Here is a 15,565-nt window from a genome sequence, read left to right as displayed (position 1 = left end):
GGTGACCGCCTGAAGCGGTACCACGCGAGATTCGAACCTCTCGTGACGCGCACACTGCTCCTAGGGATCTTTGCCATCGGGTTGACGGCGCAGTTCGTCAAGCCGGTCGGTGAGGCGCTGGAGGGCAAGGCGGCCCTCGGCGGCGCTCTGCTCAGCCTGGTCGGCTACGTCCTGTACGACTCGGTGAGGGAGTTGGCCGCGTCGCTCAGGTTGCCTCCACAAGTCCGCGTCCAGTCTCGGGACCTGGGCAGCTTCGTGAGCGAGGCGTTCCGGGCCCGCGAGGTGGAGATCCGGTTTCTCGGTTATACGGGCGAGACCCTCTATAACGAGCTGTATCACCGACTGGAAGGTCTGTTGGACGATCCCGGGCCGACGAGGCACGTCTCCGTGCGCATTCTGATCCCGGACTTCGGACAGCCGATGACCGTCCCGTCACGCGTGGGCCCGAACGGTGCGCCTGTGGACGATCCGGTTTTCCGTCGGGGGTTGGAGTCGAAGTGCGAGCAGTACGAGCAGAGGCTGACGGCGATCGCGGAGCGGCTCGCCGTCGCGGGCCGGGTGACCGCGGAATGCGAGTACCGTTTCTACCCCGGTATACCAAGAGACAAGATCTGTATCTTCAACCGGGAACAGGTGCTGCACGGCCTCTACGACGTGGTCGCCCGAACAGTGCAGCGGAGCACCGACCCCGGGTTCTACGATCCCAAGGGGTACAACACGGAACTCAACGTGTGGGCCCGTAGCAGCAGCGAGGACTCATGGATCGTCGTCGACACATGGAACAAGCATCTCGACGATCTCTGGAGTTTGGCGGCGACACCGAGTTGGCGTCGAGGGACGGCACCCTGACCGAGGCTGTCGGCCTTACGAGTCCGCAGCTCCATCGTCACCGCGCCCTCTAAGAGCCGTACACCTCTCTCCCTTACCCTCCCGGTGGACAAGTAGGGAGCACGGGCTCGGATGCCGGGTTCCGTTCGGAGTTTGGTTGACGCCAAGGGGAGGGCGGGAGTCCGGAAACTGCGTAGTCTCGGGGCATGGGCGAGACGGGTGCGTGGGGCGCGGCTGATGCGAGCGGTGCGTCCGGTGTGAGAGGCACGGTGGGTGCCGCGCGCGCCATGGGACTGCGTGAGCGCAAGAAGCTGCGGATGTACCAGGACGTCTCCGACATCGCCATCGCGCTCTTCCTGGAGAAGGGGTTCGAGCGCGTCTCCGTCGCGGAGGTCGCCGCCGCGGCCGAGATCTCCAAGCCGACCCTCTTCCGGTACTTCTCCTCCAAGGAGGACCTCGTCCTGCATCGGTTCGCCGATCATCAGGCCGAGGCTGCGCGAGTGGTCGGCGAACGGGGGCCGGGGCAGTCCGCGACGGACGCCCTGCGGCTGCACTTCCTGGCCGGGATCGAACGGAGCGACCCGGTGACCGGGGTCAACGCCGATCCCCAGGTCCTCGCCTTCCACCGGCTGCTGTACGGGACTCCGTCGCTCGTGGCCCGGCTGTACGAGTACCTGGAGCGTTCCGAGGACGCGCTGGCCGCCGCGCTCGGCGGCGACCTGGAGGCGCGGCTCGCCGCCGGGCAGATCATCGCCGTCCAGCGGATTCTCGCGATGGACAACTGGCGGCGGATCGCCGGGGGTGCGGACATCGCGAAGGTGCGGCAGGACGCCGTCGTGGCGGCCGAGGGCGCTTTCGCGAGGCTGTCGGCGGGTCTGCCCGCTTACGAGATGGAGTAAATAATGTAACTCGGTTACGTCATTCCGGTACCCTTGCCCGAATGACGTCAGTCGATGCCGATGCAGGTCCCGATGCCGATGCCGATGCCGATGCCGATGCCGGTCCTGGACTCCATCCCGGTCCCGGTCCCGGTCCCGATCGCAGCCTTGCCGCCGCCCTCCGCCGTGAGCGCGGACACCACGACCTCTGCCGGACCGCCCTGGCCGCGATGGTCGACGGCGCCCAGGAACACGTCGTCACCGGAGAGGACGTATCCGCGTCCGGCGCCGATGCCGAAGTGCTCGGGTACGCGCTCCGCAGCCGCGCGAAGGAGATGCGGGAACTGCCCGCGGGGCCGCTGTTCTTCGGCCGGCTGGACTTCCGTACGGACCCGGCGGGCGGTGACCACGCCGGGCAGAGCTATCACATCGGCCGGCGCCGGATCAGCGAGCATCCCGCGGCCACGCCCCTCGTCGTCGACTGGCGCGCCCCCGTCTCCCGCGCCTTCTACCAGGCGAGCGCCCGCCGTCCCCAGGGTGTGGACGTACGGCGGCGGTTCGGCTGGGCGCCGGGCAGCCGGGGGGACTCGTCCGACCTCACGGGACTTGAGGACGAGTGTCTGGCGGGACTTGAGCCCGAGAGCAAGCATGCGGCGGGACTTGAGGGCGAGTATCTGGCGGGACTTGACGGCGAGTACCTGGACGATGCGCGCCCGGAAGCCTCCGGCCAGGAGAGCCGCATCCTCGCCGGCGAGATCGAGCGCCCCCGCGTCGGCCCGATGCGCGACATCGCCGCGACCATCCAGCCGGACCAGGACGACCTCGTACGGGCCGGTCTCGCCGTCTCCGTCTGTGTGCAGGGCGCCCCCGGCACCGGTAAGACGGCCGTCGGGCTGCACCGCGCCGCGTACCTGCTCTACACCCATCCGCAGCGCATCCGGCGCGGCGGACTGCTGATCCTCGGGCCGAACCCCACCTTCCTCTCCTACATCTCGGAGGTGCTGCCCGCGCTCGGTGAGACCGGTGTGCGGCAGTCGACGGTCGGGGACGAGATCGGCCGGCACCCGGTCCGGGCCGAGGACGACGAGGACACCGCCGTCGTCAAGCACGACGCCCGCATGGCGCGGGTACTGCGGCGCGCCCTGTACGCCCGGGTGGACCCGGCGGGGGCCGAGGGCCTTGGTGGCCTCGCCGTGCCCGACGGTTCGTACCACTGGCGGGTGTCCGCCGGCGCACTCGCACGGATCGTCGCGGGCGTCCGGACCGAGGAGCCGCCGTACGCCGTCGGACGTGAGCGCGTACGGACCCGGATCGTCCGCCACGTACAGGCGCAGGCTGAACGGCGGGCCGGGGTCCAGTCCAGTGCCTGGCTGCAGAAGATCTCGCGGGCGCGGCCCATCGGCGCGTACGTCGACGCGGTGTGGCCCAAAGTGCGGCCGGAGGAGGTCGTCGCGGAACTGCTCGGCGATCCGGACGCACTGGCCGCCGCGGCGGACGGGGTGCTGGACGCGGAGGAGCAGAAGGCGATCCTGTGGGCCCGGTCGCCCCGGTCGCCCCAGTCACGGCGGTCGCCCCGGTCGTGGAAGTCCGCCCGCTGGTCCACGGCCGATCTGGTCCTGCTCGACGAGGTCGCGGGCCTGGTCGAACACCCCGACGGCTACAGCCACGTGGTCATCGACGAAGCCCAGGACCTGTCGCCGATGGAGTGCCGGGCGATCGGCCGGAGAGCCGCCTTCGGGTCGGTCACGGTCCTCGGCGACCTCGCCCAGGGGACCACGCCGTGGGCCGCGCGGGAGTGGGGCGAACTGCTCGCGCACCTGGGTAAGCCCGAGGCGTCCGTGGTGCCGTTGACCACCGGGTTCCGGGTGCCCGAGGCGGTCGTCGAACTGGCGAACCGCGTGCTGGCCCGGCTCGACGTAGGAGTGCCTCCGGGCCGGTCCCTGCGCAAGGACGGCGAGCTGCGGATCCGCCCGACGGACCCCTCGGACGTACTGCGGGAGACGGCCGGGTGCGTCCGCCGCGCGCTCACGTTCGAGGGGTCCATCGGGGTGGTCACCGTCGACGCCGACGTCGTACGGGTTCGGGAGGCGCTGGCCGCCGCCGGGATCGAGGCGGCCGACGTTGACCAACTGGGCGCCCGAGTAGTGGTGTTGGGGGCCCGTGTCGCGAAAGGGCTCGAATACGACCACGTCGTGGCCGTGGAGCCGGCCGCGATCGCGGAGGGCCACGGGGGAGGGAGCGGGGGAGGGGCGGAGGTGGCGGAGGGGGATGCGGGGCGGGGGTTGCGGCGGTTGTACGTCGTGCTGACGCGGGCCGTGTCCAGGCTGGACGTCGTGCACGCGCGGCCACTGCCGTTCGAGTGATGCGAGTGGGTGGCGGCAGGTGCTGTTTCAGCGGGCCGACCCTGCTGGCCCTGTCGCCTCTGTCGCCCCTGTCGCTCCTGTCGACCCTGCCGGTCGTGCCGGTCGTGGCGGCGCGTCCAGTACGGGAATCAACTGCTCCTCCTCGTACGTCAGATGAGCCTCCAGCGCCGCGGTGAGACGCTCGACCTCCTCGCGTACGCGCTGAGGGCTCGCTGGGTCCGCCGGGCCCGTGGCCGCCGCCGGGTCCGCGCCGATGACCTGCTTCAACTCCGCCGTCAGTTCGGCGATCCGCTCGTGTTCCTCGCGCAGACGGTCGAGGACCGGGGCGAGGTCCGGGTGGCTGTCGGCGAGGAACGGGAACATGCCGATGTCCTCACCGGTGTGGTGGTTGTGCAGGCCCTGGCAGAACGTCAGGCAGTTGATCCGGAGCTGGGCGCCGAGTGCGGGGCCCGCGTTGCCGATCTCCTTGCGGATCAGGGCGAGTTCGCGACGGAAGGCGTCGTGGATCAGTCGCACGTACTGGCCCATCGAGGAGGCGCTGACGTTCGGCGGGCCGTCGCTCGGCATCTGGTGGAGGACGACCACCGGGATCACCCGGCTGGTCCTGGCCTGGTAGTCGGCCCAACCGGGGTCGGCCTCGACCGCCCGGGCGAACGCGTCGTCACGTGCCGTGCCCTCCAGGACCTCCGCGGTGGCCTCGTATGTGAACACCCCGCTCTCGACGGTCACTTGAGGATGCGCGACGAGGTTACGGAACCAGTCGGGATGCTTCGGAGCGCCGCCGGCCGAGGCGATGACCAGCACGTCTCCGTCCCCGTCGGCGTAGTAGGCGACCGGGGTGGTGTGCCGCTCCCCGCTACGGGCTCCCGTGGTGGTCAGGAGGATGAGCCGGGCGCCCTCGAAGGGGCCGCCGACCTCCCCGGCGTTGGCGCGGAATTCTTCGATGATCTGCTGGTTGAAGTCGTTGGGCATTCTTTTCTCTCTACTGGTTTCCGCGTGTTCTGTTGCGGAATTGGGCGCGGAAATGGGCATGGGGAATTGCCGCGGGGTGAATTGCACGCGGTGCACGCCGTGCGTACGGTGCGCACCGTGCACGGCGGAACCCGCGGTGAAGGTGAATTGGGCGCAGGGCAGCGCGGACGCGGCGCGGATGGTGGCGGCGCGCGACGAGAGATGCGCATACGTGCGCGAAGGCGCACTTGGTCGCAACGTGCGGCGGCAACGTGCGGTGGCAGCGTGCTGCGGCACTAGGTGCGAGTGCGAGTGCGAGTGCGCGTACGCGTAAAGGGGCGGCCCTCTGGCCCGCCCGGGCCTCACTCGGAGGCCGGGAACCCTACTGTTTTCTGGCCCATGGCCGACCCGGCAGTCACGGCGGAAATGCTAAGGGATAGCGCGCGTCAAGGCAATGCCGTCAAGGCGATGCCGTCGAGGCAATGCCGTTCGGACAATTCAGCTCAGGCGATTCAGTTCAGGCGATGCGGATCAGGCGATGCGGTTCCGGCAATGGCGGTCGAGTAAGGGGGTTGCCGTGAAGGCTCTTTTGTCGAGCCGTGACCGGTGCCCGGTGGACCGCCGGTACCCCTCCGTGGTCGACTCCTTGCCATGAGTCTGTCGGTCGATGTGTACGTGCCCCGTGCGGAGGGCGGCATCGAGGTGCTGGACGTTCCGCCCGGATGTTCCGACGCGGCGGGCCGGGAGGACTGGCGCACCGAGGTGTGGGGGTCGGAGCCGGTCCGTTCGCTGGGCGCGCGGTTCCTTCCGCGCCTCGCCACCGAAGACCTCACCGTGGCACCGGACGAGGTGCCCGCCTTCCTCGCTGAGTGCGACCTCATCCGTACGCATCTGGGGCGGATCGCCGGACACGCGGATGACGTGAGCCGCGCGGACGACGTGAGTCGCGCCGACGACGTGAGCCGCGCCGACGACGTGAGCCGCGCCGATGACATGAGCCGCGTCGACGACATGAGCCGCAGCCTCGACAACATCGTGGACGCGGCCAGGCGGGCGTCGGCCGTCGGGGGCGGAATCATCATCTGGTAGGCGGCAGCGCACCCGCCGGTGTCTTCATGCTCCTCGTGAAGTCGTACGCCGACCAGTTGGTGAGCAGGCGGTAGCCGAGACGCTGGTAGAGGGCGTTGCTGGTGGGGTTGGCCCAGTCCGTGAACAGGACGACCTCCCGTGCGCCCGCGGACAGTGCGGCCCGGCTCACCGCCGCCGTGACGGCACCCGCGTACCCGTGGCCGCGCAGCTCGGCCGGGGTGTAGACGACGTCCACCTGCACCTGGCCGCCGATCACGGGGTTCATGCCCGCGACGGAGACGGGGGTGCCGTCCGGGGTCTCCCAGAGCGTGTAGGTCTTGTCGGCGTAGCGGGTGCCGGCCCAGGAGGCGGCGTCGATGGTGACGTCCTCCCCGGTGGCCCGGGCGAACTCGCCGCACCAGTACATGACCTCGTCGAGGTCCTGCTCGCCCAGCAGACGGCTCCGGCCCGCCGGGTGCGGATCGGGCGGGGTGAGCGTGCCGAGGCGGTACAGCCCGAGCCGGAGGTCACGGAGCTCCGGTGTCGCGCCCGTGTGCCGCTGCCATGCCTCGGCGAACAGGGTGGCGGTGCCGTCGTCCGCGCTGACGGCGGGGAGGGAGTGTCCGAGGGCGGCCAGGTGGGCGGCGAGGCCGTCGGCCTGCTCGGGTGTGAGCGGGGTGGGGACCAGCCCGCGGGGCGGGAGACGGTAGAAGGCGGCGCGGGCCTCACCGGCTTGCTCCAGCAGGCCGAAGAGGGGTGGCTCGGTCCCGAAAGCCGCAGCCCCACGGGCCCGCAGCCGCGCGGTCCACGTCAACGGCATGACGTGCAGCCCGGGCCGCGACCGCAGGAAACCACCGGCTCGGGCAAGGAACTCGTCGACATCTTCGGTGAGGTACCAGGCGTCGGGTCGCATACGGGGGCAGTCCTTGTCGTCGGCGGGGCGGCGGGGCGGCGGGGCGGGGCGTCCATCGGGCGGGTCGAGGGTTGGCGGGCTCGTGGTGGGGCGGCTCGGCGGTTTAGCGGTTCAGCGGGTCGGTAGTGGCGTGGCGCACTTTTGCAAGCATGTGCTTGCAATAGTTAGCGCGTGTGGTGCAGGCTAGGCGCATGGCATCGCTCAACGTCGGCAATCTTGGTGAGTATCTGCGGGACCAGCGGCGCAACGCGCAGCTGAGTCTGCGGCAGCTCGCCGAGGCCGCCGGGGTGTCCAATCCGTATCTGAGCCAGATCGAGCGCGGGCTGCGCAAGCCGAGCGCGGAGGTGTTGCAGCAGGTCGCCAAGGCCCTGCGGATCTCCGCCGAGACCTTGTACGTCCGGGCCGGGATCCTCGACGCCGAGCGTGACCGGGACGAGGTGGAGACGCGTGCGGTCATCCTCGCCGACCCGACGCTCACCGAGCGGCAGAAGCAGGTGCTGCTCCAGATCTACGAGTCCTTCCGCAAGGAGAACGGGTTCGAGATCAAGGCGGTCGAGGACGCTCTGGAGGCGTCGGACGTGGCGAGTGTGTCGGACGTGTCAGCCGTCACGCGCGTAACGGACGGCGGGGACCCCGCAGTCGACAGCGCTCGCACGGCCGACGGCAGCGATGCCGCCCGGAAGGACCCGCTCGACCCGCTCGACCCGCTGCATCAGCACGAACCGCACAACCCGCACAACCCGCACGACCCGAAGGACCAGCAGTCCTCCGCGAGCTGACCTCGCCCGGCGCCACGACCGGGTGCGGCATGCCCGGCCTCGTTCGGGCAGGCCCACCGGCCGGTCGGCCGGCCGGCAGACCGGCCGCGGAGAGTACCGACAGACAGACCACACCCTCACGCTCAACGCGATAGTGATTCCGGGAGGACCGTCACCATGGCCATCACCGACGACCTGCGCAAGACCCTCAGCGACCCGACCCCCCTCTACTTCGCCGCCGGTACGGCCGATCTGGCCATCCAGCAGGCCAAGAAGGTGCCGGGGCTCGTCGAGCAGCTGCGCGCCGAGGCGCCGGCCCGTATCGACGCCGTCCGGGGCATCGACCCGAACGCCGTTCAGGAGAAGGCCAGCGCCCGCGCCAAGGAGGCGCAGGAGACCCTTCAGACCAAGGTGAACGGCTTCATCAGCACGCTGGACACCGACCTGAAGAAGATCGGTGAGACGGCTCAGGACTTCGCCCTGCGTGGTGTCGGCGTCGCCGCCGAGTACGCGGTGAAGGCCCGCGAGACGTACGAGAAGGTCGCCGAGCACGGCGAGCAGACCGTGAAGACCTGGCGCGGCGAGGCGGCCGAGGAGATCGAGGAGCTGGCCATCGCCGTCGAGCCGAACCCCGAGCCGGCCGAGGGCACGATCGCGACGCCCGCCGAGGCCACGACCGCGCCCGCCCCGGCCAAGAAGGCTCCGGCGAAGAAGGCCCCGGCCGCCCGCAAGACCACCGCCACGGCCAAGAAGCCGACGCCGCCCGCGAAGTAGGACGCCGACCGCGTACGCGACGGGCACGCCTCGCGAACGGGTCGCGCACGCAACGAGTACGGGTCGGGTACTCCGGGCACGATCGGAGTTCCCGGCCCGTTCTGCGGGTACGGTGACCGCGTAGAGACGACGTAATCGACACGGGTGGTGGGCAACGTGCTCCTGACGGCATTCGGTGGCCTCATGTGGCTGCTCTACACCGCCATGCTGGTGCTCGCGGTGGTGGCGCTGGTCATGGCCGGACTGGCCCGCGAGGACGCCTACCGCGCCGCGAACAAGCAGACCAAGATGTTCTGGCTGATCCTTCTCGGCCTCGCGGTGGCCGTGAACCTGCTGGTGCCGATGCTCTTCCTGCAGATCGCGTTCCTCGTCGCCACGATCGTCTTCTTCGTGGACGTCCGGCCCGCTCTCCAGCAGGTCTCGGGCGGCGGCCGGGGTGGCCGCCGGGGCGGCAGCAGCAGCGACGGTCCGTACGGGCCGTACAACGGCGGTCGCTGAGCGGCGAGGCCGGGGCCGGGCAGGGGCCGCGCCCCGACCTTTTGTCGTTGGGAGTGCGGAGAACTGGGTGGTGGGCGCGCCCACGGCGCCGCACTTTTCAAGAGCCCCGTCGGCCGATCGGCTGCACTGCCTGCCTGCCTGCCTGCTGCCTGCTGCCTGCTGCCTGAAGCGGAAGCGGCTGCGGGACGGCGGTTACGCCACCCGGTCCAGCAGCAGGACGGCCACGTCGTCCGTCAGCTCGCCGCCGTTCAGGTCCCGCACCTCGTTCACGGCGGCCCTCAGCAGTTCCTCGCCCCGCAGGCCCTGTGCCAGCTGGCGGCGGACCATGTCCACCATCCCGTCCTGGCCGAGCCGCTCCTTGCCCTCGCCGGTACGGCCCTCTATCAGGCCGTCCGTGTAGAGCATCAGACTCCACTCGCCGCCCAGCTCCACCTGCTGGCGCGGCCACCGGGCGTTCGGCAGCAGACCGAGCGCCGGGCCGCCGTTCTCGTACGGCAGCAGCTCGGCGACGGGAGGCACTCCCGCGTCGCCGGCCCCGTCCGCGCCCACCAGGGCCCTTGAGCGGGCCGGGCGCGAGATCAGTGGGGCGGGATGGCCCGCCAGGCACAGGCCCGCGCGGCGGCCGTCCGGTGCGATGTCCACCGTGCAGAGCGTCGCGAAGATCTCGTCGTTGTCGCGCTCGTGCTCCAGGACCTGCTGGAGCGTCGACAGCAGCCGGTCGCCGCACAGGCCCGCCAGGGTCAGCGCGCGCCAGGCGATCCGCAGCTCCACGCCGAGCGCGGCCTCGTCGGGGCCATGACCGCAGACGTCGCCGATCATGGCGTGGACGGTGCCGTCGGGGGTGCGGACCGTGTCGTAGAAGTCGCCGCCGAGCAGCGCGCGCGAGCGGCCGGGCCGGTAGCGCGCGGCGAACCGCAGCGAGGAGCCCTCCAGAAGCGGTGTGGGCAGCAGCCCGCGCTCAAGGCGTGCGTTCTCCTGCGCGCGCAGCTTGGACTCGGTCAGCCGTCGCTCGGCCCGGTCGGAACGTTTGCGCTCCACCGCGTAGCGGACCGCGCGGCTCAGCAGCCGGCTGTCCAGCTCGTCGCGGAAGAGATAGTCCTGAGCGCCGACGCGTACGGCTTCCGCGCCGCGCTCGGTGTCCTCGGCCGGCGTGAGCGCCAGGACGGCGTGCCGGGGCGCGAGCCGCAGCACGTGCCTGAGCGTGGCCAGCTCGTCGTCCGGTTCCGGCTCGGCCGCCGTCCCCTCGGACGTGATCGCGGGGGCGGGTGTCCGCAGCGCGAGGTCGAGCAGGACGCACTGGACGTCGTCGGTGAGCAGCCGCTCGGCCTCGGTGAGGTTGCGGGCGGTACGGACCCGGATCTGCCTGCCGGCGGCGTCCCGCAGTTCGGGCAGGGTCAGCGCGCCGGCCGGATCGTCCTCGATCACGAGCAGCGTCAGCGGAGCGGTGCCGTTGACACCACCGCCACCGCTACCGCCGGATGGGACATCACCGCTGTGCACGGCACCACCGCTGTGTGCGGCATCAGCACGTTGTACGGCGGCACCGCTGTCGGCGGTGGCGCCGTGGTCGCCGTGGGAGGCGTCGCCGGAGGTGCCGTGCCTCGTCGAGGACGGCTCCTGGCCGGACAGGGCGCCGGACGCGGGCGCGGCCTGTGCCGGTCCGCCGGATGGAGACGCGGCGTGAGCCTGTCCACCTTCCACGGCGGGGATCGCTCTCTGCCGCGGTACGGGTACGGGCATCGTCTTGGGTTCCTTTCCCTCCCCCCGAGGGCATGGCGGGTCGAGGGATCTCGATCCACCGACGGGGACCATAGCGTCAGGCGCCGTCACATAGGAATGGTGGCAGCCCGCGCGCGGGGAAAACGGCCGCCGTCATATGCCGCATCCTGTACCGCAATTGGGCAGGATGTGCGCTTGTACGGGATGACGTACATCACGCCCCACCGGTTTAGCGCCGGCCTCGAACGTGCCGCGTGTCACGTGCGGCAAGTCACTCAGCAAGTCACTCGGCAAGACCCTGTGGCAGGTCGCTGCGGTAGTTCGCCGCGGCGATGGCGCGGCGACGGCTGGGCGACGGGGATTGCGGCGACGGCGCGGCGACGGCGATTGCGGTGGTGGTGGGAGCAGTCGGAGTCGGGGGCCGGACGGGGGGCGCGTCAGGCAGGACGCGCGCCCCGCGCGAACCTCACTTGCCCGGCCGGACCACGCCGAGTATCGGCATCGAGCCCGCCCCCGCGATCGTCACCGTACGACCGGGGCGCGGCGCGTGGACCATCGCGCCGTCGCCGATGTACATCGCGACATGACTGGCGTCGGCGTTGTAGATGATGAGGTCGCCGGGGCGCATGGCCTCGACGGCGACGCGGTCGAGCTGCTTCCACTGCTCCTGCGAGGTACGCGGGATGCCCTGTCCTGCGGCGGCCCACGCCTGTGAGGTGAGCCCGGAGCAGTCGAACGTCTTCGGCCCCTCGGCGCCCCACTCGTACGGCTTGCCGATCTGTGCCGTCGCGTACTCCACGGCCTTCTTGCCCTGGGCCGAGGCCTTTCCGTTGATCTCGTCGAGGATGCCGGAGTCCAGCCAGGTCGTCTGCGCCTTGTACGCGGCCTGCTGCTCCAGCTTCGCCAGCCGCTCCTTCTCGCTCTTCTCCAGCTGGGACTCGAGCTTCTCGGCGGCGGCGATCTGCTTCTTGATTTTCTTCTTGGCCTTGGCCTTCGCCTCGCGGTTGGCCTCGAGCTTCGTCCACTGGGCCGCCGCGTCGCGCGCGTACTGCTCCAAGTCCTCCTGCGTGCGCCGCATTTCGGCGAGCAGACCCTTGGTGGCTTGTGCCCCCTGGCGGATCCGGCCCGCGCCGTCGAGGAAGGCTTCCGGGTCGTCGCTGAGCATCAGCTGGGCCTGGTCGGGCAGTCCGCCGACGCGGTACTGGGCGCGGGCGGCGGCGCCCACCCGCTTCTTCAGCTCGACCAGCCTGGCCTTGCCCTCGACGATCTCGCGGGCGAGCCCGACGATCTGCGTGGACTGCTTCTCGGTCCGCTCCTCGGCGAGGTTGTACGCGTCCGTGGCGACCGCCGCGTCGTGGTACAGCCCTTCAAGCTTCACGCGGACCGCTTCAAGGTCCGCGGTGCTCACGGGTGTTGGACTCGGGGTCGGGACGGGCGTCCGGGTCGGTGCCGGGCTGGGTGTCGGCGTCGGGGCCGCGTAGGCCACCCCCGGCGCGGCCAGTATGACTGCCGCACAGGCCAGGGCCATGGCCGTAGTGGTCACGCTCCGCACACCGGTCCCCATGAACCGACCCCCAAACTGATTTACCGTCAGTAACTTAGGAACGCCCCGGGGATCGTGCCATGTCGGCGCGGAATACGACAGAGGCGGGTAACAACTCCCGCTTCCCTTCCGCCCCTTCCCTCCCCCTCACTGCCCGGTCGGTGGTGATCTCCCTCGCGTTCCCCGCCAATGTGACGAACGACTCACCGAGATCGTTCCCGTCGCATCCCCGTCGCGTCCTACGCGCCCGGCGCCAACGCCTCCCACCGCACGGTCACTTCCCCCTGCCGCCACCGCGTCACCCCGTCCACGACCGGCCAGTCGGCCGTCAGATCGCGGACCGCCCGGATCCAGCGCTGCCGGGCGCCGTACGAGGCGTACGGCGCGGCCGATGCCCAGGCGCGGTCGAAGTCGCGCAGGAAGGCGTGCACCGGCTCGCCCGGGACGTTGTGGTGGATGAGGGCCTTGGGGAGGCGTTCGGCCAGGTCGGACGGGCGGTCCAGGGAGCCGAGGCGGGTGGCGAACGTGGCGGTCCGGGGGCCCTCGGGGCCGAGCGCGATCCACACGTGCCGGCGGCCGATCTCGTCGCACGTGCCCTCGACGAGGAGCCCGCCGCGCGAGCCCGCGTCAGCCGGGGCCAGGCGCGCGCACAGCCGGGCCCACACCGCGGCGACCTCGGCCTCCTCGTACTGCCGCAGGACGTTCGCCGCGCGGATCAGTGTCGGCCGTACGGGCAGCGGGATCTCGAAGCCGCCGTGCCGGAAACGGAGGCCGTCGCGTTCGTACGGCTTCGCGGCGGCGACCCGGGCCGGATCGATCTCGACGCCCACCACGCGCGCGCGTGGAGCGGCGGTACGCAGGCGCTGGAGCAGCTCGACCGCGGTCCAGGGGGCCGCGCCGTACCCGAGGTCGACCGCCACGGGGTCGTCGGCGCGGCGCAGTGCGGCGCCGTGGGTGGCCGCGATCCAGCGGTCCATGCGGCGGAGGCGGTTCGGGTTGGTGGTCCCGCGCGTCACCGTCCCCACGGGTTTCGCTGCGCGGGCGTTCATGGGGTCAAGGGTAGGCGGTGCGGGCGGTGCGGACTCCGGGTCGGTGTGGACGTCCGGGGCTGCCGCCCCCGGGCCCCCGCTGTCGGCCTGAACGGCCTCGTCCTCGAACGCCGGACGGGCCGAACAGCGCAAGCCGCCCGACAGGCCTGAAGAGCACAGCCCGCCGGACAGGTCGAAAGCGCAAGCCGCCCGACGCGCTGAAAAGCGCCGGCCCGGAACGCGATTCAGGGTCGAACGGTTGAGCGACCAACGGCAATGATTCGGTAAAGAGGAAATGGCGCGGAGGTTTCCGATGTTCAGGACTTGAAGGGCGTTCTACGCCCGCCACCGGCATGCCCGCAGCACGTCCGTACGAAGGAGGAACGCCACGTGAGCCAGTACGTGAGCAGGCTCGGGCGCCGCTCGCCGGCGGCCTCGACCAGGCTTCGCCTGCACCGCAGGCCACGCCGCGTGGCGATGCTCTCCGTGCACACCTCACCACTGCACCAGCCGGGCACGGGCGACGCGGGCGGCATGAACGTCTACATCGTGGAGCTGGCCCAGCGCCTCGCCGCGATCAACATCGAGGTCGAGATCTTCACGCGCGCCACCACCGGGGCCCTGCCGCCCAAGGTGGAACTCGCGCCCGGCGTCCTGGTCCGGCACGTCGACGCCGGCCCCTACGAAGGCCTCGCCAAGGAGGACCTGCCCGCCCAGCTGTGCGCGTTCACGCACGGGGTGATGCAGGCCTGGGCCGGCCACCGCCCCGGGTACTACGACCTCGTCCACTCGCACTACTGGCTCTCCGGGCAGGTCGGCTGGCTGGCCGCCGAGCGCTGGGGCGCCCCCCTCGTGCACGCGATGCACACCATGGCGAAGGTCAAGAACGCCGCCCTGGCCGAGGACGACACCCCCGAGCCCGCCGCCCGTGTCATCGGCGAGACCCAGATCGTCCGCGCCGCCGACCGGCTCATCGCCAACACCTCGGAAGAGGCCGACGAGCTGATACGCCACTACGAGGCCGAGCGGAACAAGGTCGCGGTCGTCCACCCGGGCGTGAACCTCGACCGCTTCCGCCCGGCCGACGGACGAGCCGCCGCCCGCGCGCGGCTCGGCCTCCCGCAGGACGCCCTCATACCGCTCTTCGCGGGCCGCATCCAGCCCCTGAAGGCGCCCGACGTGCTGCTGCGCGCGGTCGCCGTCCTCCTGGAGGAGCGCCCCGAGCTGCGCTCGAACATCGTCGTCCCGGTGGTGGGCGGCCCGAGCGGCAGCGGCCTCGCCAAGCCCGAGGGACTGCAGAAACTCGCCGCCCGGCTGGGCATCGCCGACGTGGTGTGCTTCCGGCCGCCGGTCGGCCAAGAGCAGCTCGCGGACTGGTTCCGGGCCGCGTCCGTCCTGGTGATGCCCTCCTACAGCGAGTCGTTCGGCCTCGTCGCCATAGAGGCACAGGCGGCCGGTACTCCGGTGCTCGCCGCCGCGGTGGGCGGTCTGCCGGTCGCGGTCCGCCACAAGGAGACGGGCTTTCTGGTGTCCGGGCACAATCCCGTCGACTACGCGCGCGTGCTGCGCGATTTCGCCGACAACCGTGCGCTCCCCGACCGGATGGGCGCGGCAGCCGCCTGGCACGCCCAGTCGTTCGGCTGGGACACGGCGGCGGCGGCCACGGCCGACGTCTACACGGCAGCCATGCACGAACACCGCCGTCACGTACGCTCCCACCATGGCTGACACGATGGCTGCGGAGCGGGCGGCGGGGACTGTCGAGGAGTTCCTCAAGGACGCCGAACTGGAGTGGGAGAGCCCGGAGTCCGGTCACTTCGTGGTGAAACTCCCAGGCACCCGGAAGCTGTCTACGACCGTCTCGCTGATCGTCGGCAGGCACTCCCTCTCGCTGAACGCCTTCGTCGTCCGGCACCCGGACGAGAACGAGGGCGCCGTGCACCGCTGGCTCCTGGAGCGCAACCTCAAGCTCTACGGCGTGGGGTACGCCGTCGACCCGCTCGGTGACATCTACGTGGCGGGCAAGCTGCCGCTCGGCGCGGTCACCGCCGACGAGGTCGACCGGCTGCTCGGTTCGGTCCTGGAGGCCGCCGACGGCAGTTTCAACACCCTCCTGGAGCTCGGTTTCGCCTCCGCGATCCGCAAGGAGTACGCCTGGCGGGTGTCACGCGGCGAGTCCACGCGCAATCTGGACGCGTTCAGCCACCTGACACAGCGTCCGACCGACTGAGTGGGTAGTCCGTA

General features: G+C 71.0%; 15 protein-coding genes. 9 read left to right on the top strand and 6 right to left on the bottom strand.

The window, feature by feature from the left end; all coding sequences use genetic code 11:
• Positions 1-42 precede the first annotated feature (42 nt).
• Together K3769_RS20915 and K3769_RS20910 are read left to right on the top strand one after the other, a co-directional pair.
• Complete coding sequence (locus tag K3769_RS20915; RefSeq protein ID WP_267027924.1) at positions 43-849, top strand: hypothetical protein; 807 nt, start codon at positions 43-45, stop codon at positions 847-849.
• Positions 850-1,115: 266 nt separating this feature from the next.
• Positions 1,116-1,727 carry a TetR/AcrR family transcriptional regulator gene (locus K3769_RS20910; RefSeq protein ID WP_267031474.1) on the top strand — a complete coding sequence of 204 codons (612 nt, stop codon included), beginning with the start codon at positions 1,116-1,118 and terminating at the stop codon, positions 1,725-1,727.
• Between the two features lie 47 nt (positions 1,728-1,774).
• Here the strand turns inward: K3769_RS20910 and K3769_RS20905 are convergent, their stop codons facing one another.
• Complete coding sequence (locus K3769_RS20905; RefSeq protein WP_267027923.1) at positions 1,775-1,960, bottom strand: hypothetical protein; 186 nt, start codon at positions 1,958-1,960, stop codon at positions 1,775-1,777.
• Here K3769_RS20905 and K3769_RS20900 point away from each other — a divergent pair.
• A complete protein-coding gene (locus tag K3769_RS20900) occupies positions 1,937-4,069 on the top strand; it encodes a HelD family protein (protein WP_267027922.1) in 2,133 nt (710 codons plus the stop codon). The two genes, K3769_RS20905 and K3769_RS20900, sit on opposite strands and share 24 nt — an antisense overlap.
• 27 nt (positions 4,070-4,096) lie before the next feature.
• Here K3769_RS20900 and K3769_RS20895 read toward each other — a convergent pair whose 3' ends face one another.
• Positions 4,097-5,041, bottom strand: a complete 945-nt coding sequence (locus K3769_RS20895) for a nitroreductase/quinone reductase family protein (protein ID WP_267027921.1) — start codon at positions 5,039-5,041, stop codon at positions 4,097-4,099.
• Between the two features lie 630 nt (positions 5,042-5,671).
• Between K3769_RS20895 and K3769_RS20890 the strand changes: the two genes are divergently transcribed.
• A complete protein-coding gene (locus K3769_RS20890) occupies positions 5,672-6,109 on the top strand; it encodes a hypothetical protein (RefSeq protein ID WP_267027920.1) in 438 nt (145 codons plus the stop codon).
• Here K3769_RS20890 and K3769_RS20885 read toward each other — a convergent pair.
• Positions 6,099-7,001 carry a GNAT family N-acetyltransferase gene (locus K3769_RS20885; RefSeq protein WP_267027919.1) on the bottom strand — a complete coding sequence of 301 codons (903 nt, stop codon included), beginning with the start codon at positions 6,999-7,001 and terminating at the stop codon, positions 6,099-6,101. The two genes, K3769_RS20890 and K3769_RS20885, sit on opposite strands and share 11 nt — an antisense overlap.
• 191 nt (positions 7,002-7,192) lie before the next feature.
• Between K3769_RS20885 and K3769_RS20880 the strand changes: the two genes are divergently transcribed.
• The 3 genes from K3769_RS20880 to K3769_RS20870 all read left to right on the top strand — a co-directional run bounded on the left by K3769_RS20880 (position 7,193) and on the right by K3769_RS20870 (position 9,031).
• Positions 7,193-7,780 (top strand): helix-turn-helix domain-containing protein, encoded by a 588-nt coding sequence (locus K3769_RS20880; protein WP_267027918.1) that lies wholly within the window; start codon positions 7,193-7,195, stop codon positions 7,778-7,780.
• Positions 7,781-7,936: 156 nt separating this feature from the next.
• Positions 7,937-8,533: a hypothetical protein gene (locus K3769_RS20875; protein WP_267027917.1), complete on the top strand. Its 597-nt coding sequence runs from the start codon at positions 7,937-7,939 to the stop codon at positions 8,531-8,533.
• Positions 8,534-8,689: 156 nt separating this feature from the next.
• The gene (locus K3769_RS20870) at positions 8,690-9,031 is read left to right on the top strand and encodes a DUF2516 family protein (RefSeq protein WP_267027916.1); all 342 of its coding nucleotides are present in this window, start codon (positions 8,690-8,692) and stop codon (positions 9,029-9,031) included.
• A 192-nt stretch (positions 9,032-9,223) separates the two neighbouring features.
• Here the strand turns inward: K3769_RS20870 and K3769_RS20865 are convergent, their stop codons facing one another.
• The 3 genes from K3769_RS20865 to K3769_RS20855 all read right to left on the bottom strand — a co-directional run bounded on the left by K3769_RS20865 (position 9,224) and on the right by K3769_RS20855 (position 13,342).
• Positions 9,224-10,771 carry a PP2C family protein-serine/threonine phosphatase gene (locus tag K3769_RS20865; RefSeq protein WP_267027915.1) on the bottom strand — a complete coding sequence of 516 codons (1,548 nt, stop codon included), beginning with the start codon at positions 10,769-10,771 and terminating at the stop codon, positions 9,224-9,226.
• A 445-nt stretch (positions 10,772-11,216) separates the two neighbouring features.
• Complete coding sequence (locus K3769_RS20860) at positions 11,217-12,314, bottom strand: C40 family peptidase (protein ID WP_267027914.1); 1,098 nt, start codon at positions 12,312-12,314, stop codon at positions 11,217-11,219.
• A 218-nt stretch (positions 12,315-12,532) separates the two neighbouring features.
• Positions 12,533-13,342: a class I SAM-dependent methyltransferase gene (locus K3769_RS20855; protein ID WP_267027913.1), complete on the bottom strand. Its 810-nt coding sequence runs from the start codon at positions 13,340-13,342 to the stop codon at positions 12,533-12,535.
• Positions 13,343-13,711: 369 nt separating this feature from the next.
• Here K3769_RS20855 and mshA point away from each other — a divergent pair, with 369 nt between their 5' ends.
• Together mshA and K3769_RS20845 are read left to right on the top strand one after the other, a co-directional pair.
• Positions 13,712-15,049: a D-inositol-3-phosphate glycosyltransferase gene (gene mshA, locus K3769_RS20850; protein ID WP_267027912.1), complete on the top strand. Its 1,338-nt coding sequence runs from the start codon at positions 13,712-13,714 to the stop codon at positions 15,047-15,049.
• On the top strand, positions 15,042-15,551 hold the full coding sequence (locus tag K3769_RS20845; RefSeq protein WP_267027911.1) for a type III secretion system chaperone family protein: 510 nt from the start codon (positions 15,042-15,044) through the stop codon (positions 15,549-15,551). Before mshA ends, K3769_RS20845 begins: the two co-directional genes overlap by 8 nt.
• Positions 15,552-15,565: the final 14 nt, after the last annotated feature.

The sequence above is a fragment of the Streptomyces ortus genome (assembly GCF_026341275.1).
In the GTDB taxonomy this organism is placed as follows: Bacteria; Actinomycetota; Actinomycetes; order Streptomycetales; family Streptomycetaceae; genus Streptomyces; species Streptomyces ortus.
The sequence above is the reverse complement of the archived record's forward strand: the minus strand, read 5'-3'. Positions and strand labels throughout refer to the sequence as shown.

What these genes read in the sequence shown, in the direction of transcription:
- K3769_RS20860 (WP_267027914.1), bottom strand. Translation starts at nt 12,314, where the DNA reads ATGGGGACCGGTGTGCGGAGCGTGACCACTACGGCCATGGCCCTGGCC.
- K3769_RS20885 (WP_267027919.1), bottom strand. Translation starts at nt 7,001, where the DNA reads ATGCGACCCGACGCCTGGTACCTCACCGAAGATGTCGACGAGTTCCTT.
- K3769_RS20880 (WP_267027918.1), top strand. Translation starts at nt 7,193, where the DNA reads ATGGCATCGCTCAACGTCGGCAATCTTGGTGAGTATCTGCGGGACCAG.
- K3769_RS20890 (WP_267027920.1), top strand. Translation starts at nt 5,672, where the DNA reads ATGAGTCTGTCGGTCGATGTGTACGTGCCCCGTGCGGAGGGCGGCATC.
- K3769_RS20875 (WP_267027917.1), top strand. Translation starts at nt 7,937, where the DNA reads ATGGCCATCACCGACGACCTGCGCAAGACCCTCAGCGACCCGACCCCC.
- K3769_RS20845 (WP_267027911.1), top strand. Translation starts at nt 15,042, where the DNA reads ATGGCTGACACGATGGCTGCGGAGCGGGCGGCGGGGACTGTCGAGGAG.
- K3769_RS20900 (WP_267027922.1), top strand. Translation starts at nt 1,937, where the DNA reads ATGGTCGACGGCGCCCAGGAACACGTCGTCACCGGAGAGGACGTATCC.
- K3769_RS20910 (WP_267031474.1), top strand. Translation starts at nt 1,116, where the DNA reads ATGGGACTGCGTGAGCGCAAGAAGCTGCGGATGTACCAGGACGTCTCC.
- K3769_RS20865 (WP_267027915.1), bottom strand. Translation starts at nt 10,771, where the DNA reads ATGCCCGTACCCGTACCGCGGCAGAGAGCGATCCCCGCCGTGGAAGGT.
- K3769_RS20895 (WP_267027921.1), bottom strand. Translation starts at nt 5,041, where the DNA reads ATGCCCAACGACTTCAACCAGCAGATCATCGAAGAATTCCGCGCCAAC.
- K3769_RS20855 (WP_267027913.1), bottom strand. Translation starts at nt 13,342, where the DNA reads ATGAACGCCCGCGCAGCGAAACCCGTGGGGACGGTGACGCGCGGGACC.